Origin of the sequence: Romboutsia sp. 1001216sp1 (assembly GCF_039841805.1) — a bacterium.
Lineage (GTDB): Bacteria > Bacillota > Clostridia > Peptostreptococcales > Peptostreptococcaceae > Romboutsia_C > Romboutsia_C hominis.
The window spans coordinates 121,242-145,445 of record NZ_JBDPHA010000003.1 but is presented as its reverse complement, the minus strand read 5'-3'; the positions used below and the strand labels follow the sequence as shown (position 1 = coordinate 145,445).

The window sequence follows — 24,204 nt, the reverse complement described above, 5'->3', positions numbered from 1 at the left end:
ATCAAATCAAAACAAGGATAAATCATATAAAATAACCTTGAGGTGATAAATATGGGTGAAATATTAAAAATTGATAGTATAGAAAAATACTATGGAAATAAGGGAAATATATTTAAGGCAATTGATGATATAAGCTTTAATGTGAGGGAAGGTGAGTTTGTAGGGGTTATGGGACCTTCTGGTTCAGGAAAAACGACTTTATTAAACCTAATAGCAACTATTGATGAAGTAAGTTCTGGTCATATCTACTTAAATAATCAGGACTTAACTGAAATAAATAAAAAGAATATAGCTAGATTTAGAAGAGAAAATCTAGGATTTATATTTCAAGATTTTAATTTATTAGATACTTTAACAATATATGAAAATATAGCTTTAGCACTTACAATAAATAAAACTAATAAAAATGAAATAGACGATAAAGTAAAATCTGTAGCAAAAGAATTGGGAATAATAGAAATACTAAATAAGTATCCTTATGAAGTATCAGGTGGCCAAAAACAAAGGACAGCTTGTGCAAGAGCATTGATAACAAATCCAAAGCTAATACTTGCAGATGAACCAACAGGAGCTCTAGATTCTAGGTCGGCTCAAATTCTAATAGAGATGATATCAAGTCTAAACAAGGATTTTAATGCAACAATATTAATGGTAACACATGATTCGTTTACGGCAAGTTACTGTGATAGAATTTTGTTTATTAAAGACGGAAAGATATTTACAGAATTAGTAAAGGGAAATAATACACGAAAACAATTTTTTAATCAAGTATTAGATGTAGTTGCATTGTTAGGCGGTGATGTAAGGGATGTACGTTAAATTAGCCATAAATAATGCAAAAAAATCTATTAAAGATTACTTAATATATTTTATAACTATAACAATGTGTGTAAGTTTGTTTTATGCTTTCACATCTTTATCAAGTTCTAGTTATGAACTTATAACTGAGGATACTTTCAACTTTGAATCTCTAAAAAAGATGTTAAAATACTCAACTTATATAATTACAGCATTATTAGCAATACTTGTTGCATATGTAAGTAAATATATGATTAAAAGAAGACAAAAAGAATTTGCTACTTATATATTATTAGGAGCAGAGCAAAAGAGTATAGCACTTATGTTTTTTGTAGAAATGTTGATAGTTGGAATATTATCCATAGCATGTGGGATATTTATTGGAACACTTTTCTCACAAGTTGTTACAGCTATGGTATATATAAGTGCTAAACAAGAAATAGTATTTTCATTTAAACTTTATTTAGACACAGTTTTTATAACATTTATATTCTTTATAGGAATGTTTTTAGTAGTAGGTATTTATAATATTAGAGTTTTAAATAAGTTAAAGCTTATAGATATGATGAATAATAGTAAAATAAGTGAATTTAAGTTTAAAAAAAGTAAAAAAGTTTATTCAATAGTATTTTTAATATCTTTAATATTATATGGTATATTTATATATTCAATTAAATTTATTATAAATATTAAAAAAGGAATAAATAGCACTAATCATTTAATTAGTGCAAATCAAATGATGTTTGCAGAAGTTATTTCAATAGTTTCATTTATAATAGCAACTTATGCTTTATTTTACTCAATATCATATATTCTTATAAGAATAAAAGAAAAACACAAAAAATTTAGCTATGAAGGTACAAATCTTTTTTTATTAGGAACAATAGTATCTAAAATAAGAACAACTCCAATACTTATGGCTACTATATCATTAACATTTTTAGGTGCTTCAATAAGCTTTATACTTACATTATTAATCTCTCAGTGGTCTTTAGGGTACTTAGATTATAGACTTCCTTTTGATATAGAGTTAAGGAGTGAATATTCATATAGACCTGAGAAAGAGTACAGTATAAACAAAATAGAAGATATGCCAAAGTTTAATTATTCAGAGGTTATAGACTATCTAAAAAACTCTGGTTTAGATATTAATGAGTATGAAGAATTAGAAAAGTACTGTATAAATAAAGAAGATTTTTACATAAGAGATAATAGAGAAAAGCCTGCCTTAGCTATAAGTTTAAGTGATTTTAATAAACTAAGAAGTATGAAAGGTTATGATACAATAAGTTTAAAAAATGATGAATATACAACTCAATGGGATAATACTACTGATCAGCAAGAAATTGACAAGTATATAGAAGAAAATAAAGTTATAAATGTAGAAGGAAAAAGTTTAAAAGTTAGTAAAGATGCATATTATAAAGAAACTTTAGGAGAAGGTATATATAATTATCCTACTACAAATATTATTATATTACCTGATGATATATGTAAAGATCTTGTAAGTGCAGGGGTAGATTTATTTATTACATCTAATAATGAGCTAAGTTATGAAGAAGCTACTAAATTTGAATTAGAGTATATACCGAAGTGGTTTGAAGAAAATAATCCAGAATTAATGAAAAAATATGATAGATCTTATTATTTTATACACGGAAGAATTAAATCAGCAGAAACTAGTGAAATTATAAATTTTACTCTAGGAATGAGAATCTTAGGATTATATTTAGGTACAGTTTTACTTATGATAAGTTTGACAGTGCTTGCTCTTCAACAGCTTACAGATTCAATAGAACATAAAGATAGATTTAATGTTTTACGAAAACTGGGGATAGAAGAAAATGAAATTAATAAAATAGTATTAAAGCAAATAAGTGTATATTTTACTATTCCTGTAATAATAGGCATGATAGGATTTGTAGTATTTATATATAATTTTTATTTAATATATGAATCCTATATTAGTGCTTATATTGGAGATAGCATGTTTGTATTAAATATGAGTACAGGTATATTTATTATGGTAATGATTTATATAAGCTACTTTATTGGAACATATTATACATTTAAGAGAAATATAAGAAATTAAGAAAGGGATAATAAGAAAATTTAAAATATATTATCTATGATAGTTATATTCTTTTTAAATTCACTAAATAAGTATATTAGAATTTTTTGCTAAACAATAAATGCTCCAAAGAGTTTAACTCTACGGAGCGTTTATTGTTTAGTAGTGTGAAATAATTTAAATTAATAAGTATAATGACAACACATATATGTAAAGAGATTTATAAAAGATTTTTAATATAGAACTAATAATAGATAGGAGATTAATTATGGATAGATTAAGAAGAAAAGAATTATTACAACAATACAAAGAAATGAAGCCAGAAATGGGTGTATATATGTTTAAGTCTATAAAAACAAACATAGTTTATTTAGGTTGTGATAAAAATATAAAAGCAACTATAAATGGTGATAGATTTAAATTAAATTCTAATAATCATAGATGTAAAAAGTTGCAAAAAGATTGGAATGAAAATAAAGAAGAGAACTTTGAGATAACAACAGTAGAAGTATTACCTTATGATAAAGATGAAAGTAAGGTAGATTATAGTGAAGATTTAAAAATATTAAGAGAAATGTGTAAAGATAGATTTACAGAAGAAAATGTGGAAGAAATATAGAAATAGAATTTAAATCAGTTATAAAAAATTACTTTAGCGGATGAATTTAATAAGCAAGGTGAATTATTAGGTGAAAGATTTTAAGGTAATTGTAGAAACACTAGAAGAGTTAGGATGATCACTGTTAATCTCCTTAAATATTGAAATTTACGAAAACACATTGATAATTTTATCAATGTGTTTTTTATTTAATCATATTATTTTATAAATGAAAATAAGAAAACTAACAATATAAAAAATAATAACCTAGAAATAATTATCAAAGACAATTTTTAATAAAATAAGGATGCCTTTTTTCTACAACATATTTTATACACATATGTTCTTTGAAATCATCAAACTTCAAATGATATCGTTACCTCATAGAACAAAACAAAACGAAATAGGAGGTAGTAATGAAATACAAAATAAACACAGAAATAATAAAACTACAAATGTTAAGAAAAGGCTATTCAATAACCAAACTAGCAAAAGATAGCAACCTATCAAAATCAACAGTATCATTTTTGGTGTACTGTATTTAAAATATAGAAAAATAGTGTAGTCTAAAATATTTAGTACAGTAGGTACACTATAGCTAATAAAATTTTATATATTTACTTAGTATGTATAGTTTTATAGTTTAGTAGATTGTTAATGTACTTAGTGTACATGCTTTTTTCACTAATGAAAAATAACTTGATAATAAAGGATATTATAGATTAGTAGTGAAAATAAATTAAAAATGATAAATTAGGAAGTTATTAGAGTATAATTTAAAAGTATAGAATATAAACTTATATTAATTAAGTAAAGAAATTAGAAAGGTTGGAACACAGATGATAAGAACAATTGTAAAAGATATATCATTTTTAAAACAAAAATCAGAACCTGCGACAAAAGAAGATGTAGATGTTATTAATGATTTAATCGATACATTAAGAGCAAATTTAGAACATTGTGTGGGTATGGCAGCCAATATGATAGGAGTAAAAAAACGTATATTGGTATTTACTGTAGGTAATATTATAGTTCCTATGGTGAACCCAGTTATATTAAAAAAAGAAAATCCTTATGAGGCTGAAGAAAGTTGTTTATCTTTAGATGGTTTTAGAAAAACAACAAGATATGAAACTATAGAGGTTGAATATCTAGATATAAATTTCAAGAAGCACAAACAAATATTTACGGGATTTACTGCACAGATTATTCAGCATGAGGTAGATCACTTCGAAGGTATAATAATTTAATAGATAATATTGTAATCATTATTATATGGATTTTTCTATAACAATTATATAATGATATAACCTTTAAAGTATTTAAATTACCGCATGAATATGTGTGGTAATTTTTTTATTTTATTAATAATAAAAGTATAAGGGTTTTTATTGACATAAGTAGCTATAATAGTTACTATAGTTTTGTACAAAACAAATTTTGTATGGAGGTGTTTCCATGAAAAATAAAAATAAGCTTAAACTAGGCCTTGATATTAGTAAAATTCATCATATAATTTCAAGGAAGATGGATGCTTCTGTAATTAGTGCAATTGATGATAATTTAACTGTATCACAAGCTTATGTAATAGATTTTATTTCTAATGAAGGTAAAGATAAAGAAATATTCCAAAAGGATTTAGAAAAAGCATTTGATTTAAAGCGCTCATCTATTAGCTTGATGCTAAATAATATGGAAAAGAGTGATTTAATAGAAAGAGTACCTGTTACAGAGGATGCACGATTAAAGAAAATAATTTTAACTCAAAAATCTATAAAACTTTATGAAAAAATTTCAACTGCAATTGATTCAATTGAGGATAAATTATCAGAAAATATAACTCCAGAAGAAATAAAAGTATTTCAAAGTGTACTTGAAAAAATAAGAAATAGTTTAGAATAACCGTTTGAAATTTCAATAACGGTTATATTTATATAAATATTGTTTTGCACAAAACATAAATAAAAATAGGAGGATGATATATGTCAAAAGTATCTAACTTTACAGAAGGGAAGATATTCTCCCCTTTATTAAAATTTGCAATACCTATACTACTTGCACTATTTTTACAAACCATGTACGGTGCAGTTGATTTACTTATAGTAGGGCAATTTGGTAATGCAGCAGATGTGTCTGCCGTTTCAACAGGTAGTCAAGTAATGATGACTATAACTGTAATAATCACAGGGTTAACTATGGGGCTTACCATATTAATAGGACAAAAACTTGGAGAAGGAAATTCAAAAGAAGCTGGAAATGTTGTAGGAAGTGGTATTTCAATATTTGCTATTATAGCTATAGTTATTACTGTTTTAATTGTTAGCTTTGCTTCACCTATTTCAACTTTTATGCATACTCCAAAAGAAGCTTTTGATAGCACTGTAATGTATATAAAAGTTTGTGCTTCAGGCTCTATTTTTATAGTAGCTTATAATATTATAGGAGGAGTATTTAGAGGATTAGGAGATTCAAAAACTCCACTTATTACAGTAGGGATTGCATGTGTTACAAATATTATAGGAGATTTAATATTTGTTGGAATATTTAAAATGGCTGCTACAGGTGCAGCACTTGCTACTATAATGGCTCAGGCAATTAGTGTTATACTTTCTGTAATAATTATTAAAAAGCGTGGACTTCCTTTTGAATTTTTTAGAAAAAGTATAAAGTTTCATAAAGGTTTAACATCAAAGATAATTAAATACGGTACTCCAATAGCTTTACAAGATGGACTTGTACATTTATCTTTCCTTGTAATTATGATTATAGGTAATTCAATGGGAGTAATTCCATCAGCAGGAATTGGTGTCGCAGAAAAACTTGTTGGATTTATAATGCTTATACCATCATCTTTTTCTCAAGCAGTATCTGCGTTTGTTGCACAAAACTATGGAGCTAAAAAATACCATAGATCAAGAAAAGTTCTTGTTTATGCAATTTCGGCTTCTTTATGTTGTGGAGTTGTAATGTTTTATATTACCTTCTTCCATGGAAATTTACTTGCAGGAATGTTCTCTAAAGATAAAGATGTAGTCTTAGCAGCTTGGGAATACATGAAAGCATACGGAATAGACTGTCTTTTAACTGCAATTATGTTCTGTATGGTAGGGTATTTTAATGGATGTGGAAAAACAACTTTTGTAATGATACAAGGAATAATAGGTGCTTTTGGGGTAAGAATACCAGTATCATATATTATGAGTAAAATATTACCAGTATCGTTATTTAAAGTAGGTCTTGCAACACCAATGTCTACATTTGTACAAATTATATTATGTGTAATTTACTTTATGATTTTATCAAAGAAGTTGTCAAAAGAAGAGACACCTGTAGATATAACTTATCAAGTACAAGAGCAGTAAATCTTTAATTTTAATAATTGAAGTACACGAATACCTATATCCTTTTGGATATAGGTATTTTTTATTATGAATTTTTATATAAGTTTTCAAAAAGTACATAATAATTATTTTTATTTGATTTTAAAATGTTATTGATATTGATTATTAATAATGATAGAATTGTTATAGTAAATTAAATTAGGGGGAAAAGCTAGTGAGTAAAATTAAAAAGTTTATATATGTAACAGTAGGGTTAATATCATTTGTGTTAGGCGCGATAGGCGTTGCACTTCCAATACTTCCGACTACTCCATTTTTATTATTAGCGTCATATTGTTTTGTTAGGGGCTCTGAAAAGTTTGATAGATGGCTTAAGTCAACAAAAATTTACAAAAAACATTTAGAAAGATTTGTAAATGAAAGAGCTATGACTATGAAACAAAAGATAGGTATATTATTATTCGCAGATATAATGTTAGCATTTCCAATTATAATATTAGATAGTTTACATATTAGGTTATTTTTAATAGCTTTAGCATGTTTTAAATATTATTACTTTATGTTTAAAATAAAAACAATAAAACAAGATGATTTAAAAGTAAATTCTCAATAAAGGTAAAAGTAGAAAGGAAAACATGAATGTTACATAGATTAGGATCAATGTTATTTTTGTTAGCTATAATAACATATTTTTTTAAGTATTTAAAATTTATAAATAATAAACTAATTTTAAAGTTACATATTTTAACTGGAAGTTTAGGATCACTAGCAATGATTGTATATTCAATAACAGATTATATTAAGGATAAGGAAGTTACAATATTGCCAGTAGGTATAGCTAGTTTATTAATATTATTATCTGGGACTAATAAGGTCAGAAAAAAATATAAATGGTTACATTTAATGTCGGTTATAGGATTTGCAGTTGCGCTTGCATATCATATAATCAACTAATATGCAGGAGGGAATATTATGGTAAATAAAAGATTACTTTCGCTTAGCAAAGAATCTCAAAAATATGTATATTTTACAGTTTTAATGAACTGGATATCAATAATTTGTAATATAGGAATAGTTTTATTTGTTGGAAATATAATAGACAAATTATATAATAATGATTTGAATTTTAATATGGTAGCTTATGTGGCTTATTTAGGTTCGTTAATATTGATAAGATTTATATGCAATTATATGTCAGGAATATTTTCTTATAATTCTTCAGCAAAGGTAAGAGCATCAATAAGAGAAAGTATTTATAAGAAATTATTAAAATTAGGTGTAAATTATAATGACACAATATCAACATCATCAACTGTTCAAATAGCAGTAGATGGAGTTGAGGCACTTGAAATTTATTTTGGTAGATACTTACCTCAATTATTTTATAGTTTATTAGCACCGCTTACATTATTTGCTGTTATAGCACCTATAAGCTTTAAGGCAGGTATAGTACTTTTAATATGTGTTCCATTGATACCAATATCAATAGCGTCAGTTATGAAATTTGCTAAAAAACTTTTAAGTAAATATTGGGGGATATATACTAATTTAGGAGATTCATTCCTAGAAAATCTTCAAGGTCTTACTACTTTAAAGATATTTGATTTAGATAAAGAAAAAAATGATGAAATGAATAAAGAAGCAGAAACTTTTAGAAATATAACAATGAAGGTTTTATCAATGCAATTAAATTCTATAACAATAATGGACTTAATAGCATTTGGTGGTTCTGCTATAGGTATATTAATAGCTGTTAATGAATTTTCTAAAGGCAATATTACTATAGGATCTACAGTAGTAATAATATTATTATCATCAGAGTTCTTTATTCCGATGAGGCTACTTGGGTCATTTTTCCATGTCGCTATGAATGGATTAGCTGCTGCTGATAAGATATTTGATTTACTTGATGCTAAGGTTGAAGAAGAAAAAGAGTTATCAGATAAGAATAAAGCAAAATTAAAAGATATTTCTATATCAATAAAAAATGTTGATTTTAGTTATGATAAAGAAAGAAAAGTCTTACATAATGTAAATATAGACATAGAAAATAAATCAATGGTTGCTTTAGTCGGAGAAAGTGGTTGTGGAAAAAGTACAATAACTAATTTACTTTTAAAGTTAAATAAGGTCGATAAAGGTGAAATTCTATTAAATGAAGTAAACTTAAATGATATACCATTTAATGAATTAAGAAAAAAAGTAAGCTTTATAAGTCATAGCTCGTATATATTTAACTCTACGATAGAGGCAAATTTAAGAATGGGTAAAGAAGATGCAACTGAAGAAGAACTATATATAGCTTTAAAGACAGCAAATCTTTATGATTTTGTAATGGGACTTGATAAAAAATTACAAACTCCAGTTGGTGAAAATGGATCGTTCTTATCAGGAGGGCAAAAGCAAAGATTAGCTTTAGCTAGAATGATACTAACGAATCCGGAAGTTTATATATTTGATGAAGCAACTTCAAATATTGACGTTGAAAGTGAAGACTCAATACTTGAAACGATATATGCTTTAGCAAAAGAGAAAACTGTAGTAGTTATATCACATAGATTAGCTAACATAAAAAATGCGGATAAGATATATGTGTTAGATAAAGGATATATAGCTGAAAGTGGAAATCATGAGGAATTAATGAACAATAATTCAGCATATGCGAATCTATATACTAATCAAGAAAACTTAGAAAATATATATAAAGAAGATATAGTTAGGGAGGTGGCTATAAGTGAATAATGAAAGAAAAAGATTGTCAGGTAGTAAAATAATGCTTAGACTTATAAAAATACTAAAGCCACTAGTACCTGTAATGATGATAACAATAAGTTTTGGTGTATTAGGATTTTTAGCGGCTATAGCAATAACTACATTTGGAGCAGTTGCTATGGGAGATATTATAGGTCTTGATATGGGTTATACTTTTAAAAATGCAGTAAAAATAATAATAGTATGTGCAGTACTTAGAGGTATATTAAGGTATATAGAACAATACTCAGGTCATTATATAGCATTTAAAATACTTGCTATACTAAGAGACAAGGTATATAAAGCTTTAAGAAAGTTAGCACCAGCTAAGCTTGAAAGTAAAGAAAAAGGAAATTTAATATCAGTTATAACTAGTGATATAGAATTACTTGAAGTATTTTATGCTCATACAATAGCACCAATAGTTATAGCCATAATTACATCATCAATAATAGCATTATTTTTATATAATATAAATCCATACTTTGGGATTATAGGATTAGTTTTTTATGTAATAGTAGGATACATAATACCAGTTTTATCTTCTAAATTAGGAAGTGAAGCAGGATTTGATTATAGAAATGAATTTGGGCAAGCTAATAGTTTTTTACTTGATTCATTAAGAGGTATAAAAGAAATATTATTATTTGGTCAAGGTGATAATAGACTAAACTCAATAAATAAAAATAGTGATAAATTAAATGAAAAAATGAAAGTTATAAAAAGTCATGAAGGTTTAATAAGAGCTTTAACTGATATAACTATAATGATAGCAATACTTATAACTCTTTACGTAGGTGTTGAATTATTTAAAGCTGATATTATAAACTTAGGTCAAGTAATAGTTGCTTTAGTTTTACTTTCTAGTTCTTTTGGACCAACTGTAGCGTTAAGTAACCTATCAAATAACTTAATGCATACATTTGCTTGTGCACAAAGATTATTCGATATATTAGATGAAGTGCCTGCTGTTGAAGAAGTATCTGGAAATTGTGATTTAGAAATGAATAATACTAATATAAATGATTTAGAATTTAAGTATGCAGATAGAGATGAAGTATTACTTAAAGATGTCAATCTTAACATTAAAAAAGGGGATAAGGTTGCAATAATAGGAGAAAGTGGTTGCGGAAAGAGTACACTTTTAAAACTTATGATGAGATTCTGGGATGTAGAGAATGGAAGTATTGAAATAGACAATAAGAATATAAAAACTATTCCAACTAAAGCATTAAGAAAAACTCAATCATTAGTAAGTCAAGAAACATTCTTATTCAATGATACTATTATAAATAACTTAAAAATAGGTAAAAAAGATGCAACTATTGAAGAGGTAATAAGTGCTTGTAAAAAAGCCTCAGTACATGAGTTTATAGAAACTTTACCTAATGGATATGAAACTAATGTTGGAGAAATAGGTTCTAATCTTTCATCAGGTGAAAAGCAAAGATTAGGTATAGCAAGGGCATTTTTACATAATCCACAAGTTTTAATACTTGATGAGCCTACAAGTAATTTAGATACACTTAATGAGGCACAAATATTAAAAAGTATAAAAGAAGAATCAGATGATAAAACAATAATAATGGTATCACATAGAAAATCTAGTACATCAATATGTGACAAGAAGGTTTATATAAAAAATAATACACTTAAATTCAACTAATATAAAAGGGCTATTTTAGCCCTTTTATATTAGAGATAATTAGGGAGAAAGAGTATGACTAGAATAGAAAAAGAGAAAAATATTATTAATCTTATGATAAATATATATTGCAATAAAAAGCATAGGCATAAAAACGGAAGCTTATGTAATGAATGTAGTGAACTTTTAGAATATGCTAATAAAAGGTTGGATTTTTGTAAATTTGGAGAAGAAAAGAAGTTTTGTAGTAAATGTCCTATACATTGCTATAAAAAGGATATGAGAGCTAAGATTAAAGAAGTCATGAGGTTTTCAGGTCCAAGGCTATTATTTCATGAGCCAATAGAAGTTATAAAACATATTTTTGAGAGATAAGATAAATTAATAATATACTTAGAAACTAAAATAGATTTGTAGATGTATATATCATACTTGATTATTTTTAAGTTTAGTTTAAGGTAGAGTTGCTATTATATCCTAAGAAAAAGAATACAAATAAAAATTCAAATTAAATAGATATAATTTTCGGAGGGTAAATTATGAACAAAAAACTATTAACAACGTTATGTGCACTTTCCTTAACAGTAAGTGTAACAGGATGCTCAGTAAAAACTAATACAACAACATCTACAAATACAAACAAAACTACAGTAACCGATCAAACAATAGATTCAACAAAAAGCGAAGAATTAAAAGAAGTAGATACATATATAGAACTTGGAGATAGCATAAGCATAAACGGAGAAGGTGCTAAGGTAGAAAACAATGTAGTAACAATAACTTCAGCAGGTACTTATAGCATAAGCGGAGAATTAAAGGACGGGCAGATAGTAGTAAGTTCAAGTGAAGAAGATAAAGTTCAAATACAATTAAACAATGCAAATATAACAAGCTCAAATAGTGCACCTATATATGTAAAAAGTGCTAAAAAAGTAGTAATAGGGCTAAGTGAGGGAACTAAAAATACTATAACAGATGGAGAAAATTATGTATTTGAAGATGCTACAACAGATGAACCAAATGCGGCAATTTTTAGTAAAGATGACCTTACTATAATAGGAACAGGTTCATTAGTAGTAAATGCAAACTACAACAATGGTATCACTAGTAAAGATGACTTAAAAATAGAAGGCGGACAAATAACAGTAAATGCAGTATCAGATGGACTAAGAGGTAAAGACTCTATTACAATTTTAGATGGTAAAATAACTATAGATGCAAAGGAAGATGGTATGAAATCTAGTAATACTGAAGATGTAGAAAAAGGATATATACATATTCAAGGTGGGACTTTAAACGTCACGTCAGGACAAGATGGAATACAAGCTGAAACTAATGCAGTAATATCTAATGGAGAAATAAATATAGTCTCAGGTGAAGGAAGTAAAAATAGTAGTAGTAAAAATGAAAACTGGGGTAACTGGGGAGGTAAGCAGCCAGCAGAAATGCAATCACCAGGAGTGCAACCACCAGAGAAGAATAATACAACTACTACAGAAGAAACGGATTCTACTAGTGCAAAAGGGATAAAAGCAACTTCTAATATTACAATATCTGGAGGTAATATAAATATAGATTCATCTGATGACTCTATTCACTCAAATGACACCATAATGATCAATGGAGGTAATATCAAAGCATCTTCTGGAGATGATGGTGTACATGCAGATTCTAAAATAGAAATAAACGATGGAGATATAGATATTACAAAATCATATGAAGGGATAGAGAGTCAGTCTATAGCAATTAACGATGGGAATGTAAATGTAGTATCAAGTGATGATGGAATAAATGCTGGTGGAGGCAATGATGCTTCTTCAACTAGTGGTAGACCAGGAGAAAATAATTTTAATTCATCTAGCAAATGTGAAATAGTTATAAATGGCGGGTATACAGTAGTAGATGCTAGAGGAGATGGTATAGATGCAAATGGCACAATAACAATAACAGGTGGTACAACAATAGTAAACGGTCCTGAAAATAACGGAAATGGTTCTTTAGATTATGATGGAAGTTGTGATATAAGTGGAGGAATATTAATAGCAGCAGGTAGTGCAGGTATGGCACAATCACCTAGCGCCACTTCCTCTCAAAACTCAGTAAACGTAGCTTTATCATCACAACAAGCTAACACAATAATTCATATAGAAGATGAAAAAGGAAATGAAGTAATTACCTTTGCACCATCAAAACAATATCAGTCAGTAATAGTATCATCACCTGAATTAAAAACAGGTTCAACATATACAGTATCTTATGGAGGAACTTCAACTGGAGAAGCTAAAGATGGATTATACACTGGTGGTAAATACTCAGGAGGAACAAAATCTACGAGCTTTACAGTATCAGAAAGTGTAACTAACCTAGGTTCAGCAGGAGGTTCTATGGGAGGTCCTGGTGGGGGTCATATGGGAGGTGGAAAAGGTGGCATTAGACCAGATAGAAATGGTAGTATGCAACAACCACCAACACAAAATAGCATGGAAAACAATATTCAAACACAATAACAAATACTAAAAAAGAGGAGCAGTAGCTCCTCTTTTTTAAGTGTTTGTTATTTTATTGAAGAGGAAGCTCTACTATAAAAGTAGTATCTTTTCCTACGTTACTTTTAGCATATATCTTACCTTTATGTTGAGCTACTATAGACTTAGCAATAGATAATCCTAATCCATAACCTCCAGTTTCTCTTACCCTGGAAGTATCAATTCTGTAGAATCTTTCAAAAATTTTCTCTAGATACTCAGGTTCAATACCTTCACCAGTATTTTTAACTATTAGCTTAACTTTATTTTTATCTTTAAATAAATCAACAGTAATTTTACCACTCTTATTACTATGCTTTATAGCATTGTCCATTAATATATTAAATAATTTTTTGATACCCTCAGTATCTCCATTAATAAAGATATCATTTGAGATATTTTCTTCTAATTTAATACCATTTTCATAGATAATAGCATCAAATCCAAGCATCATACTTTGGACTATCTTACTAATATTAATAGATTGGAGTTCAATTTTATTTTCTTCAACATCTAGCTTAGCAAGAGATAACATCTCATTAACTAACTCAGACATTCTGTCACATTGAGAGTTAATGTAGTTAATCCATTTAGACTGATTTTTTACAGCATCATTTGGATTACTTAGTACTAATGAAGTATTGGTCTTTATAATGGTAAGAGGGGTTTTTAACTCATGAGAAGCATCAGCAATAAACTGTTTTTGCTTTTCAAAAGTTTCTTTTATAGGTTTTAGAGCCTTGTTAGTTAAATAAAAACTAATAAATAATAAAGCTATTAAACTTATACAGCCAACTAATAAGAAACTCTTTAAAAGCTGAGTTACTGTATTTTGCAGATAAGTTCTATTTAGTAAAACAATTTTACTGCCCATAGGAGTATCTTCTTTTGTATAAGAATATTTAGTATCACCTATTTCTATTTTGCCAGATCTACTTTTATTGTTTAGTATTTGTACTACAGATTCCTTTAGATTATTGTTGTCAATTTTAGTATTAAAACGAGTAAAAGTATTTAATATATTTTTGTCCTTATCATACTCTGCAATTATATAGTCATAATAAGGTTTAGGTTTATGACCACCCCTTAATAAAACTTCCATTTCACCATTCATTTCATTAACTATATTAGTATAAGTTATGGCAAAAATAGTTCCAAAAATAGCTACAAAAACTGTAGTAAGCAATGTCATATTAATAAGTATAAATTTTTTCTTTAGCTTATCAAACATTTTGCTCCTCCAGTTTGTACCCAACTCTTCTTAAGGTAGTAATTTGAACATTTGACTTTACATAGGCTAATTTTTTTCTAAGGAAGGAAATATACACTTCAATATTATTGTGCTCTACATCAGAATCAAAGCCCCATAGTTTAGTGATTAAATCATCCTTAGTTACTATAGATGTAGGTCTTTCCATAAAATATTTTAGTATATCAAACTCCTTAGAAGTTAGAGTAAGAGAAGTACCATTGACTTCCATATTATAGGTAGAAATATTTAATTTAATATCTCCAAATTCCAATATATTATTATTTACCATAGGACCTTTTCTTCTAGTTATAGCTCTTAGTCTAGCCAATAGTTCTTCAGGAGAAAAAGGCTTAGGTAAATAGTCATCAGCACCATAATCAAGTCCTAAAATTCTATCTTCAACACTACCTTTAGCAGTAAGGAGTATAATAGGAGTTGAAATTCCTTCTTTTCTTAAGTCTTTTAATACATCTAGACCATTCATTTTAGGCAACATTATATCTAAAATAATAACATCATAAACATCTGCTAAACCATAATCAAGTCCATCTTCACCATCAAATACGGCATCAACAGAGTAATTATTTTTTATTAAAATCTGAGTTAAAGCTTCGGAAAGTTGTTTTTCATCTTCTACTAATAATAATTTCATAAAAATATACCTCTTTATATATTGTCTAATAATATATTACCAAATAATTACACATTTATTATCTAAATTTAAAATTATAAAATAAATCCCCTTAAAATTACTTTAAGGGGTTAATATTAACTGTAAGTATTATTTTCAAATCCAGCTAACGTTAAGACTATATTTAAATTTCCATTTCTACATCTTAATTCATCAATGAATTTCTTTTGATTTACATTAGGCTTTAATTGAACTTTGTAATTTAATTCAAACAATGCACCGAAATCTCTAGTCCTGATTTTTTCTATATAAAATGAGTCAGTGTATTTGTTTAATATATCTTCAAAAGCATCTTCATAGTTTAAATCTTCAGGAATAGTAATTTTAAGTTGCATATTTTTATTTTTAGGTGTTGCGAACTTAGTCAATTCAAGGATTGCCATAACTGCACATAATATAGTAGTGAATATTACAGCATATCCAATATATCCCATACCACAAGTAAGACCAACAGCTAAAGTAAAGAATACATAAGCTATATCTTTAGGATCTCCAGGAGCACTTCTAAAACGAATTATTGAAAATGCACCAGCTAAACTAAATGCTCTAGCTATGTTGTTTCCTACTAATAAAATTATTATAGCTATAACCACAGGTAGCATAATAAGAGTAGTAGTAAAACTTGAGCTATAAGTGGTTTTGTTTGTCCTCATATATATAACGCTAATTAAAAGCCCTAAAATAATTGATGATATTATTACAATAAATGCATTTATCAGAGTAAATGACTCCCCACTTGTTGATGAAATTATTGTTTCTAACATACTTTTTTTCTCCCTTTTATATCTATATTTGAATTGTTTAAACAGTAATTCATAAATTCACTACCGTACTTTGAAAAATGAGTGTTGTAAATTTCTAGTTCACTAAGTATTCTAGTAAACCATAAAGGCATAGAGCCTAAAATTTTTACTTCCATTAAATACTTACCTTCACCTAAAATATCTTGTCCAAAACTTCCAGACTCTAAAGCTAAGTTATCTCGCCTAGTAATAATTTGAGAATCAAAGGTTAATCTAAAATCTCTATCATCGTTAGCAAAAAATGCCTTTCTAGAGTAGCTAATATATACTTTTGGATAGACTTTATTTTTTTTTAGATAATACTGTATCTCATTAATAACTTGTTTATTGATATAATCATTAGAAGTAGGTGCTATACCTTGGTTTACAAATTTATAGGCTTCATCTAAAGTAAGAACAACTCTTCTTTTATTAACAATACCGTTGATTTTCTTTTTAAGTTCTAAAAAGACACTATCATCTATACTATTAGGTACAGTATAACTTCTAAGTCTTAGCTTTTCCTTATAATAAGGTTTAGCAATAGAATGTCTAATAACATCGTTGTTATCTGTATCGTAATATATATTGTAGATAGAGTAGTTCTTACCAGACTTACAATGTTCATCTGGATTCATATACTCTAGTAATCTTGGTATTAATGCATCATACTGTTTTTGAGTTAAAATAAACTTCTTTTCATAACGTTTAAATGACTTAATCGCCATCAAAATACCTCCTAAAAAATATTTCTATATCTCTGTGATTTTATTGTATAAATTTAACCTTAAATGAATCTTAAAATAAAATTTGCTTTGTTTAAGTAACCCTATTGAAATCCATGAAAAATATATTGATATTACTACTAATGTGTTTTTATATTTTAAAATGATATAATTAATATGCTAATTAGCTAATAAAGAAAAAATATAAAAAGGAAGTACAAGAAATTATATTTAATGATAAGTGGAAGGCAGTAAAACATTTATTTTTAAGCGAAATAAATAATAAGTATAGCTCATCTTCAATAAATAATTTATTTTTATATTGTTATGAGATGATTATGTGTGAAAAGAAATTTGCATCAGTAGAATATATAAATGAGCATTATATGAATGATATAGATTTAAAAAATTTAGCTCAAATTGAAGATTATAATATGAATTATTATACTGAATGGTTTAAAAATAATATGGGTGTATCTCCAATTGAATGTCTCCAAAAGTTAAGAATTGATAAGAAAATATTAGACCAAAATAATTCAAGAAATATTCTAAATAAGTGCTAAAAAGTATCTGTATATGAGATAAGAATATTTTTACTGCATAGTATAATAATTTATAAATCAATAAATATCAATAATTTATTACCATTGAGAAAGGAATTGATATACTATGATAGATATTAAAGTTTCAGAAAAGCTAAAAGAAGTATGTCCAGATATTACATTAGGATGTATACAAGCAAGTGTAAAAGTGGAAAGTAGTAGTGAAAGCATATTAAAAGAAATAGATAAATATTGTGAAGATCTAATTAAAAAAATTTCTTTAGAAGATATAGCAAGTTTACCGAGAATAAAGGATGCTAGAGAATTATATAAAAAATTAGGCAAATCACCTAGTAAATACAGAGTATCTTCAGAATCTTTAATGAGAAGAATTTTACAGAAAAAAGGACTTTATAAAATAAATAACATTGTAGAAATTAATAATTTAATATCTTTAAAATCTGGTTTTTCGGTAGGGAGTTATAATATAAACAATACACAACCTCCAATATGTTTGACTATAGGGAAAGAAGGACAAAAATATAAAGGTATTGGTAAAGATCTTATAAATATTGAAAATCTGCCAGTATTATCGGATGAGATATCTACTTTTGGTAGTCCTACAAGTGATTCAGAAAGAGCAATGATAACTAATGATGTGAGTGAGATAATTATGTGTATTTATTCTTTTAGTGGAAAGCAAGAAATAGAAGAGTATTTAAAATACGCAAAAGAATTATTAGAAAAGTATGCAAGTGCAAAAAACATTTCGATTAAAGTAATTAGCTAATGAATTAAGGTGTTGGTAGAAATACTAACATCTTTTTTAGTATAAAATTAAAAGGGGGAAGTTAAGTTGATTTTGTAAGATTATTTAAAATAATAAAAAGAGTGTAGATAAGCTTGTTTTTACACAAATCTATCTACACTCTCATACTTAGATATTTCTCTCTATATAAATTTACTTATCAGATTTATATTTACATACACCATTTATATAAGTTTCATGTACATTTAAATTATTATCTATAACTATAAAATCTGCATCCATACCTTGGTCTATACAACCACATACATCATTAATATTACAACTTAAAGCAGGTACATATGAAGCCATTTTTATTGCCTCTTCTAAAGTTGCTATATTCCAATCAATTACATTTTTAATAGCATTATTCATTGTTAATACGCTTCCAGCCAAACTTCCGCTACTTAATCTTGCAACTCCATTTTTTACATTAACATCGAACTTCCCAAGAATATACTCACCATCAGGCATAGCACCAGCTCTCATACAATCTGTAATCAAGGCAATATTATCTCTAGATTTAATATCCATCATTATTTTAGCAGCAATAGGGCTTACATGATGTCCATCGCATATTAGCTCTGCATATGTATCTTTTAATGCCATAGCTGCTCCAACCATTCCAGGTTCTCTATGATTTAATGGGCTCATACCGTTATATGTGTGTACAAATATTTTAGCACCTGAATTAACTACTTTCTCGGCTTGTTCAAATGTAGATGAACTATGCCCAAGTGCTATTGATATATTGTTTTTAGTAGCATATTTAGTAAATTCTACTGCACCTTCACGTTCTGGGGCAATTGCTATTTTCTTTATTAAGTTTCCTGATTTCTCTTGCCATTTTTTTAGGATATTAATTTCAGGGTCCTTAAAATATTTTTCATTCTGGGCACCTTTATGTTTTTCAGTAAAAAATGGACCTTCTAAGAAAATTCCTTGTATTTTTGCGCCCTCAACTTTTTTGTAATTATTACTTATATTTTCTATAGATTCACTTAGTGTTTCTATAGAATCAGTCAAAGTTGTTGGTAGAAAAGAAGTTACTCCATATTTTAGTAATCCTTTTGAAATTGTATTAATAGCCTCAAATGTGTTATCCATAACATCTGCATTTAAAAGACCATGTATGTGAGTATCGACTAAACCTGGAGCAATATACTTACCTGAGTAATCTATGATATTGTCATTAACATCTGGTTTTTCTTTTTGAAATTTGCCAAATTTACCATCAATTATACTAAGGTATCCTTTTTCCTCTATACCATATTTCATAAAAAACTTATCTGCATAAATAAAATTTTTCAAAGTTGATCCCCCTAATCATATTATATTTGGTATGTTTCTTATCTCAAATGTCTTATTTTATATACAAATTTATCACTTCTAGCAACGCTTAGAGTAAATTCAATAACTATATTATTATCATTATATGTAGTACGAAGTAACTTTAAGCATGCTGAATCTATTGGTACTTCCAATAGCTCCGCCTCTTTATCAGATACTATACCTGCAGAAAATTCCTCATCAGCCACCTTGATAATTTCTCCATAGTCTTCTCTAAATATTTCATATAAAGGTTTTTGTATAACTTTTTCTTGTGTTAATCCCGCAAATTCTCTCATAGGAAGATATGTTCTTTCAAGCATCATAGGAATATTATCTGCAAGTCTTAGACGCATTATTTTTATTATTTTTTCGCCAGGGTTTATACCTAACTTTTCAGCAAAATATTTTGTACTTTCTACTATCTCAAAGGATAATACTTTTGTACTTGGATTTTTTCCTTGAGCTTTCATATGATCAGTAAAGCTATAACTATCCATTAAATTTTGTGAATTTTGATTAAGTGCAGCTACGAAAGTTCCTTTTCCATGTCTTTTGTATATATACCCCATATGTTCTAAGTCAGCCATGGCCAATCTAACTGTGGTCCTACTTACTCCGTATTCATCACAAATTTTTCTTTCTGATAGCATCCTATCATTAGGCTCCATCTCATTTTCGATTTTATTTCTTAGTATTTCAACTAATTGATCATATATTGGTCTTTTATCATTTCTGTTTATCATAAAAATTTTAATCCTCTCTAAGTGGTTATTACCACATTTTAATTATAAAATGAGCAACTATTTCTGTCAATGAATAAAGTATAGAGATAACTGAGCAAGGAAAATTATTAATTTATGCTAAAACTACATAGTATTGACAAAAATAATAAAATAATTTATATTCAAAGTGGTAGTAACCACATTAAAGGTTATAGATTAGGGGTTTGTATATTAATAAAAGGAGAAGTAATTATGATTACGACAATAACATTCAATCCATCTATAGATAGAATGTATCGAGTAAATAGTATAAATATAGGTGAAGTTCAAAGAGTAGTAAGTACAAATGCAGCTGCTGGAGGAAAGGGTCTAAACGTAACGAAAGTATGCAAAATTTTAGGAGAAAATCCGCTAGCTATGGGATTTATAGGGGGATTTAATGGAGCATTTATAAAAGATGAACTTAGAAAATTAGACATAAAAAACAAATTTACAGAAATAAAGCAAGAGACTAGAAATTGCTTAAATATAATTGAAGATAATAAGGTAAGTACAGAGTTCTTAGAAAAAGGGCCAATAATAGAAAAGAATGATTTAGAAAAGTTTGAAAATGATATAAAAGAAGTGATAAAAGACACTAAAATACTAATAGCTTCAGGTAGCTACTGTCAAAATATGCCGCTAGATTATTATGAAAAGATAGGTCATATATGTAGAGAAAATAATATAAAATTTATATTAGATACATCAGGAGAACCATTAAAAATAGCACTAAAATCAAAACCATATTTAATAAAACCTAACACAGATGAAATAAAACAGATATTAAGAACCAATGTAGAATCAAGAGATGAGGTTATATCTGCGGGGAAAAAACTTCTTGAAATGGGAGCACAAAATGTGTGTATATCTCTAGGAAAAGATGGAATGATTTACTTAAATGAATATGGAGTATATGAAGCAAAAGTACCAAAGATAGAAGCTGTGAATACTGTAGGTAGTGGAGATAGTACAATAGCTGGATTTAGTGTAGGTATTTTGAGAGGATATGAAGTAGAAGACTTGCTTAAACTTTCGAATGCTTGTGGTATAAGTAATGCTCTTAACATAGAAACTGGATTTGTAACTTTAGAAGAAGTTAAAAAATATCAAGTCTTAGTTAAAGTAACAAAATTAAGTTAGTAAAATCTGAGATAAATAGGTTCATAATAATTATTTTTAGCATATTTTTATAATTGTAAACTTAATTATAATTAAAGCATAAAGTTTATAAGGAGAGTAATATAAACTTTTTCTTATTGACAAAAAATTCAAATTAATTTATATTTGGATTATTGGTAATTACCACTTGGGAGAGAAGAAAATAGTTTAAGTATGATATATATTTTTTTTAAAAAATAACTGGTTATAACCTTATTACCAGATTTAATTTGAAATATGAAAGGGGAAGTAATATGTTTAAATTAGAAGAACAAAAGTTACAAGATTTAGGTGCAATAATAACAACAACAGAAATAAAGCAACAACCTGAGTTATGGTTAGAGGCTTATGAAATATATAAGGATAATAAAGAACAATTAAATAAGTTTATAGAAAATATAGGTAATAAGCATGGACAATTTAGAGTTATATTTACAGGTGCTGGAACTTCAGCTTATGTAGGAAATTCAATACTTCCATATCTTAAAAATAAAAATGATATAAGAAAATGTATAATTGAAGCAATACCTACTACAGATATAGTTTCTAATCCATATGATTACTTAAAAAAGGATGTACCAACATTATTAGTTTCATTTGCAAGAAGTGGAAATAGCCCTGAAAGCCTAGCAGCCCTAAATTTAGGAAGACAAATTGTAGATAATTTTTATCATTTAGCTATAACTTGTGCTCCAGAAGGAAAACTTGCTCAAGTAACTAAAAATGATGAAAATAATTATTTATTATTAATGCCATCAAGATCAAATGATAAAGGTTTTGCTATGACAGGAAGTTTCTCATGCATGATGTTAACTGCAATGTTAATATTTGATAACTTAGAAGAAGATGTAGAGAAATCTTATATAGATGCAATAATAGAAATGGGTAAAAATGTATTAGATAGAAAAGATGAAATACACGAGTTAATAAATAAAGATTTTAATAGAGTAGTATACTTAGGATCTGGAGGTCTAGGAGGATTAACACAAGAAGCACAGTTAAAGTTATTAGAACTTACAGCGGGAAAAATAGCTACAGCATATGATTCTCCTATGGGATTTAGACATGGTCCAAAGTCGTTCATTGATGAAAATACACTTATATTTGTATTTGTATCCAATAATGTATACACAAGAAAATATGATTTAGATGTTTTAGAAGAAATAAATGCAGATAAAATTGCTAAACTTACTTGTGCAATATCAGTAGAAAATGAAAATAATTTCTCAGGTACAACATTTGGATTTGAAAGAGAATACGATAAATTACCAGATGCATACCTTGCATTCCCATATGTATTATTTGCACAAACTATATCACTATTTGCATCAGTAAAATGTAATAATAAACCAGATACACCATCGCCAACAGGGACAGTAAATAGAGTAGTAAAAGGTGTAATAATACACGAATATGAGAAGTAAGAAATTGAAAATTTATAAATATTTAGATTAAAATTAGGGGGTATAAATATGGCATTAGCAACGACAACTGAAATGTTTAAAAAAGCGCAAGAGGGAAAATATGCAGTAGGGGCTTTTAATGTAGAGAATATGGAAATGGTAATGGCTGTTATAGAAGCTGCTGAGGAACTAAATTCTCCAGTTATACTACAAACTACTCCATCTACTGTAAAATATGCAGGTCTTGACTATTATTTAGCAAATGCAAAAGTTGCAGCAGAGAGAGCGAAAGTACCTGTAGCAATGCATCTAGATCATGGTTCAAGTTTTGATCTTGCAATGAGAGCTTTAAGAACAGGTTATACATCAATAATGATAGATGGTTCTCATCAGAGTTTTGAAGAAAATATATCATTATCAAAAGCAGTGGTAGAAGCTTGTAATCCATCTCTTATACCAGTAGAAGCTGAACTTGGAAAAGTTGGGGGAAAAGAAGATGATCTAGATGGTGGAGAAGGAAGTGCTCATACAGATCCACAAGAAGCAAAGGAATTTGTTGAAAGAACAGGAGTGTCTTCATTAGCTATAGCCATAGGTACAGCACATGGTTTATACAAAGGAGAACCTAAAATAGATTTAGATAGATTATCAGAAATTAAAAAATTAGTTTCAGTACCATTAGTATTACATGGAGGATCAGGAATACCTGATGAAACTATAAAAGAAACTATAAGAAGAGGTATTGTTAAAGTTAACTATGCAACTGAATTAAGAATTGCATATAGTAACGGTGTAAAAAAAGTTTTAAGTGAAGATCCTGAAGTTATAGATCCAAAGAAATATGGAAAAGCTGGACTTCAATCAGTAAAATCATTTGTAAAAGAAAAAATGGTTGTATGTGGGTCTATAAATAAAGCATAAAAATAAAAATATCCTAGATTTATTTTAGATAAATCTAGGATATTTTTATTTTTGAAAAAGGTATGTCATTTATTTAAATAATGGTATAGTTTTTTCATAT

The 24,204-nt window shown here is 27.5% G+C and carries 24 protein-coding genes; 18 read left to right on the top strand and 6 right to left on the bottom strand.

What is annotated here, in order from left to right; genetic code table 11:
* Nucleotides 1-51 precede the first annotated feature (51 nt).
* The 13 genes from ABHC41_RS04985 (at nt 52) to ABHC41_RS04925 (ending at nt 13,711) form a co-directional block, all read left to right on the top strand.
* A complete protein-coding gene (locus tag ABHC41_RS04985) occupies nt 52-819 on the top strand; it encodes an ABC transporter ATP-binding protein (protein WP_195237985.1) in 768 nt (255 codons plus the stop codon).
* Nucleotides 809-2,890, top strand: a complete 2,082-nt coding sequence (locus ABHC41_RS04980; protein ID WP_195237983.1) for an ABC transporter permease — start codon at nt 809-811, stop codon at nt 2,888-2,890. Before ABHC41_RS04985 ends, ABHC41_RS04980 begins: the two co-directional genes overlap by 11 nt.
* Nucleotides 2,891-3,137: 247 nt before the next feature.
* Nucleotides 3,138-3,488, top strand: coding sequence for a GIY-YIG nuclease family protein (locus tag ABHC41_RS04975; RefSeq protein WP_166504763.1), 351 nt, complete (start codon nt 3,138-3,140; stop codon nt 3,486-3,488).
* Nucleotides 3,489-3,883: 395 nt separating this feature from the next.
* Complete coding sequence (locus tag ABHC41_RS04970) at nt 3,884-4,012, top strand: helix-turn-helix domain-containing protein (RefSeq protein ID WP_166504764.1); 129 nt, start codon at nt 3,884-3,886, stop codon at nt 4,010-4,012.
* A gap of 273 nt (nt 4,013-4,285) precedes the next feature.
* Nucleotides 4,286-4,717, top strand: a complete 432-nt coding sequence (locus ABHC41_RS04965; RefSeq protein ID WP_271893384.1) for a peptide deformylase — start codon at nt 4,286-4,288, stop codon at nt 4,715-4,717.
* A gap of 208 nt (nt 4,718-4,925) precedes the next feature.
* Nucleotides 4,926-5,369 (top strand): MarR family transcriptional regulator, encoded by a 444-nt coding sequence (locus tag ABHC41_RS04960; RefSeq protein WP_195237979.1) that lies wholly within the window; start codon nt 4,926-4,928, stop codon nt 5,367-5,369.
* Nucleotides 5,370-5,449: 80 nt separating this feature from the next.
* Complete coding sequence (locus ABHC41_RS04955; protein WP_271893255.1) at nt 5,450-6,829, top strand: MATE family efflux transporter; 1,380 nt, start codon at nt 5,450-5,452, stop codon at nt 6,827-6,829.
* Between the two features lie 193 nt (nt 6,830-7,022).
* Nucleotides 7,023-7,421, top strand: coding sequence for a YbaN family protein (locus ABHC41_RS04950; protein ID WP_195237973.1), 399 nt, complete (start codon nt 7,023-7,025; stop codon nt 7,419-7,421).
* A gap of 26 nt (nt 7,422-7,447) precedes the next feature.
* Nucleotides 7,448-7,762 carry a hypothetical protein gene (locus ABHC41_RS04945; RefSeq protein WP_195237972.1) on the top strand — a complete coding sequence of 105 codons (315 nt, stop codon included), beginning with the start codon at nt 7,448-7,450 and terminating at the stop codon, nt 7,760-7,762.
* A gap of 18 nt (nt 7,763-7,780) precedes the next feature.
* Nucleotides 7,781-9,550: an ABC transporter ATP-binding protein/permease gene (locus tag ABHC41_RS04940; RefSeq protein WP_195928578.1), complete on the top strand. Its 1,770-nt coding sequence runs from the start codon at nt 7,781-7,783 to the stop codon at nt 9,548-9,550.
* On the top strand, nt 9,543-11,225 hold the full coding sequence (locus ABHC41_RS04935) for an ABC transporter ATP-binding protein (RefSeq protein WP_330678012.1): 1,683 nt from the start codon (nt 9,543-9,545) through the stop codon (nt 11,223-11,225). Before ABHC41_RS04940 ends, ABHC41_RS04935 begins: the two co-directional genes overlap by 8 nt.
* A gap of 54 nt (nt 11,226-11,279) precedes the next feature.
* The gene (locus tag ABHC41_RS04930) at nt 11,280-11,579 is read left to right on the top strand and encodes a nitrous oxide-stimulated promoter family protein (RefSeq protein WP_271893251.1); all 300 of its coding nucleotides are present in this window, start codon (nt 11,280-11,282) and stop codon (nt 11,577-11,579) included.
* Nucleotides 11,580-11,743: 164 nt separating this feature from the next.
* Nucleotides 11,744-13,711 carry a carbohydrate-binding domain-containing protein gene (locus tag ABHC41_RS04925; protein ID WP_271893249.1) on the top strand — a complete coding sequence of 656 codons (1,968 nt, stop codon included), beginning with the start codon at nt 11,744-11,746 and terminating at the stop codon, nt 13,709-13,711.
* Nucleotides 13,712-13,763: 52 nt separating this feature from the next.
* Here the strand turns inward: ABHC41_RS04925 and ABHC41_RS04920 are convergent, their stop codons facing one another.
* From ABHC41_RS04920 to ABHC41_RS04905, 4 genes are all read right to left on the bottom strand, one after another.
* Entirely contained in the window at nt 13,764-14,960 is a 1,197-nt protein-coding gene (locus tag ABHC41_RS04920; protein WP_271893247.1) for a HAMP domain-containing sensor histidine kinase, read from the bottom strand.
* Complete coding sequence (locus ABHC41_RS04915) at nt 14,953-15,633, bottom strand: response regulator transcription factor (RefSeq protein WP_271893245.1); 681 nt, start codon at nt 15,631-15,633, stop codon at nt 14,953-14,955. The genes ABHC41_RS04920 and ABHC41_RS04915 overlap by 8 nt, the downstream gene beginning before the upstream one ends.
* A gap of 116 nt (nt 15,634-15,749) precedes the next feature.
* A complete protein-coding gene (locus tag ABHC41_RS04910) occupies nt 15,750-16,436 on the bottom strand; it encodes a DUF4956 domain-containing protein (RefSeq protein ID WP_271893243.1) in 687 nt (228 codons plus the stop codon).
* Complete coding sequence (locus ABHC41_RS04905; RefSeq protein ID WP_166504772.1) at nt 16,430-17,182, bottom strand: polyphosphate polymerase domain-containing protein; 753 nt, start codon at nt 17,180-17,182, stop codon at nt 16,430-16,432. The genes ABHC41_RS04910 and ABHC41_RS04905 overlap by 7 nt, the downstream gene beginning before the upstream one ends.
* A gap of 335 nt (nt 17,183-17,517) precedes the next feature.
* Here ABHC41_RS04905 and ABHC41_RS04900 point away from each other — a divergent pair, with 335 nt between their 5' ends.
* Together ABHC41_RS04900 and ABHC41_RS04895 are read left to right on the top strand one after the other, a co-directional pair.
* Entirely contained in the window at nt 17,518-17,742 is a 225-nt protein-coding gene (locus ABHC41_RS04900) for a helix-turn-helix transcriptional regulator (RefSeq protein WP_195581504.1), read from the top strand.
* Nucleotides 17,743-17,848: 106 nt separating this feature from the next.
* Entirely contained in the window at nt 17,849-18,511 is a 663-nt protein-coding gene (locus ABHC41_RS04895) for a phenylalanine--tRNA ligase beta subunit-related protein (protein ID WP_195581505.1), read from the top strand.
* A 171-nt stretch (nt 18,512-18,682) separates the two neighbouring features.
* Here ABHC41_RS04895 and nagA read toward each other — a convergent pair whose 3' ends face one another.
* A complete protein-coding gene (gene nagA, locus ABHC41_RS04890; RefSeq protein ID WP_195581506.1) occupies nt 18,683-19,837 on the bottom strand; it encodes an N-acetylglucosamine-6-phosphate deacetylase in 1,155 nt (384 codons plus the stop codon).
* Nucleotides 19,838-19,875: 38 nt separating this feature from the next.
* Entirely contained in the window at nt 19,876-20,601 is a 726-nt protein-coding gene (locus ABHC41_RS04885) for a GntR family transcriptional regulator (protein ID WP_166504776.1), read from the bottom strand.
* Between the two features lie 231 nt (nt 20,602-20,832).
* On the opposite strand from ABHC41_RS04885, the gene pfkB reads away from it, so the two are divergent.
* The 3 genes from pfkB to gatY all read left to right on the top strand — a co-directional run bounded on the left by pfkB (nt 20,833) and on the right by gatY (nt 24,104).
* Nucleotides 20,833-21,762 (top strand): 1-phosphofructokinase, encoded by a 930-nt coding sequence (gene pfkB, locus ABHC41_RS04880; protein ID WP_271893238.1) that lies wholly within the window; start codon nt 20,833-20,835, stop codon nt 21,760-21,762.
* Between the two features lie 272 nt (nt 21,763-22,034).
* Nucleotides 22,035-23,204, top strand: a complete 1,170-nt coding sequence (locus ABHC41_RS04875; RefSeq protein ID WP_092922732.1) for an SIS domain-containing protein — start codon at nt 22,035-22,037, stop codon at nt 23,202-23,204.
* 48 nt (nt 23,205-23,252) lie between these two features.
* Nucleotides 23,253-24,104 carry a tagatose-bisphosphate aldolase subunit GatY gene (gatY, locus tag ABHC41_RS04870; protein WP_271893235.1) on the top strand — a complete coding sequence of 284 codons (852 nt, stop codon included), beginning with the start codon at nt 23,253-23,255 and terminating at the stop codon, nt 24,102-24,104.
* The last annotated feature ends 100 nt before the right edge of the window (nt 24,105-24,204 follow it).

Excerpts from the sequence above, each read along its gene's own strand:
- ABHC41_RS04985 (WP_195237985.1), top strand. The coding sequence starts at position 52 with ATGGGTGAAATATTAAAAATTGATAGTATAGAAAAATACTATGGAAAT.
- ABHC41_RS04980 (WP_195237983.1), top strand. The coding sequence starts at position 809 with ATGTACGTTAAATTAGCCATAAATAATGCAAAAAAATCTATTAAAGAT.
- ABHC41_RS04975 (WP_166504763.1), top strand. The coding sequence starts at position 3,138 with ATGGATAGATTAAGAAGAAAAGAATTATTACAACAATACAAAGAAATG.
- ABHC41_RS04970 (WP_166504764.1), top strand. The coding sequence starts at position 3,884 with ATGAAATACAAAATAAACACAGAAATAATAAAACTACAAATGTTAAGA.
- ABHC41_RS04960 (WP_195237979.1), top strand. The coding sequence starts at position 4,926 with ATGAAAAATAAAAATAAGCTTAAACTAGGCCTTGATATTAGTAAAATT.
- ABHC41_RS04955 (WP_271893255.1), top strand. The coding sequence starts at position 5,450 with ATGTCAAAAGTATCTAACTTTACAGAAGGGAAGATATTCTCCCCTTTA.
- ABHC41_RS04945 (WP_195237972.1), top strand. The coding sequence starts at position 7,448 with ATGTTACATAGATTAGGATCAATGTTATTTTTGTTAGCTATAATAACA.
- ABHC41_RS04940 (WP_195928578.1), top strand. The coding sequence starts at position 7,781 with ATGGTAAATAAAAGATTACTTTCGCTTAGCAAAGAATCTCAAAAATAT.
- ABHC41_RS04930 (WP_271893251.1), top strand. The coding sequence starts at position 11,280 with ATGACTAGAATAGAAAAAGAGAAAAATATTATTAATCTTATGATAAAT.
- ABHC41_RS04925 (WP_271893249.1), top strand. The coding sequence starts at position 11,744 with ATGAACAAAAAACTATTAACAACGTTATGTGCACTTTCCTTAACAGTA.
- ABHC41_RS04920 (WP_271893247.1), bottom strand. The coding sequence starts at position 14,960 with ATGTTTGATAAGCTAAAGAAAAAATTTATACTTATTAATATGACATTG.
- ABHC41_RS04915 (WP_271893245.1), bottom strand. The coding sequence starts at position 15,633 with ATGAAATTATTATTAGTAGAAGATGAAAAACAACTTTCCGAAGCTTTA.
- ABHC41_RS04910 (WP_271893243.1), bottom strand. The coding sequence starts at position 16,436 with ATGTTAGAAACAATAATTTCATCAACAAGTGGGGAGTCATTTACTCTG.
- ABHC41_RS04905 (WP_166504772.1), bottom strand. The coding sequence starts at position 17,182 with ATGGCGATTAAGTCATTTAAACGTTATGAAAAGAAGTTTATTTTAACT.
- ABHC41_RS04900 (WP_195581504.1), top strand. The coding sequence starts at position 17,518 with ATGTGTGAAAAGAAATTTGCATCAGTAGAATATATAAATGAGCATTAT.
- ABHC41_RS04895 (WP_195581505.1), top strand. The coding sequence starts at position 17,849 with ATGATAGATATTAAAGTTTCAGAAAAGCTAAAAGAAGTATGTCCAGAT.
- ABHC41_RS04885 (WP_166504776.1), bottom strand. The coding sequence starts at position 20,601 with ATGATAAACAGAAATGATAAAAGACCAATATATGATCAATTAGTTGAA.
- pfkB (WP_271893238.1), top strand. The coding sequence starts at position 20,833 with ATGATTACGACAATAACATTCAATCCATCTATAGATAGAATGTATCGA.
- ABHC41_RS04875 (WP_092922732.1), top strand. The coding sequence starts at position 22,035 with ATGTTTAAATTAGAAGAACAAAAGTTACAAGATTTAGGTGCAATAATA.
- gatY (WP_271893235.1), top strand. The coding sequence starts at position 23,253 with ATGGCATTAGCAACGACAACTGAAATGTTTAAAAAAGCGCAAGAGGGA.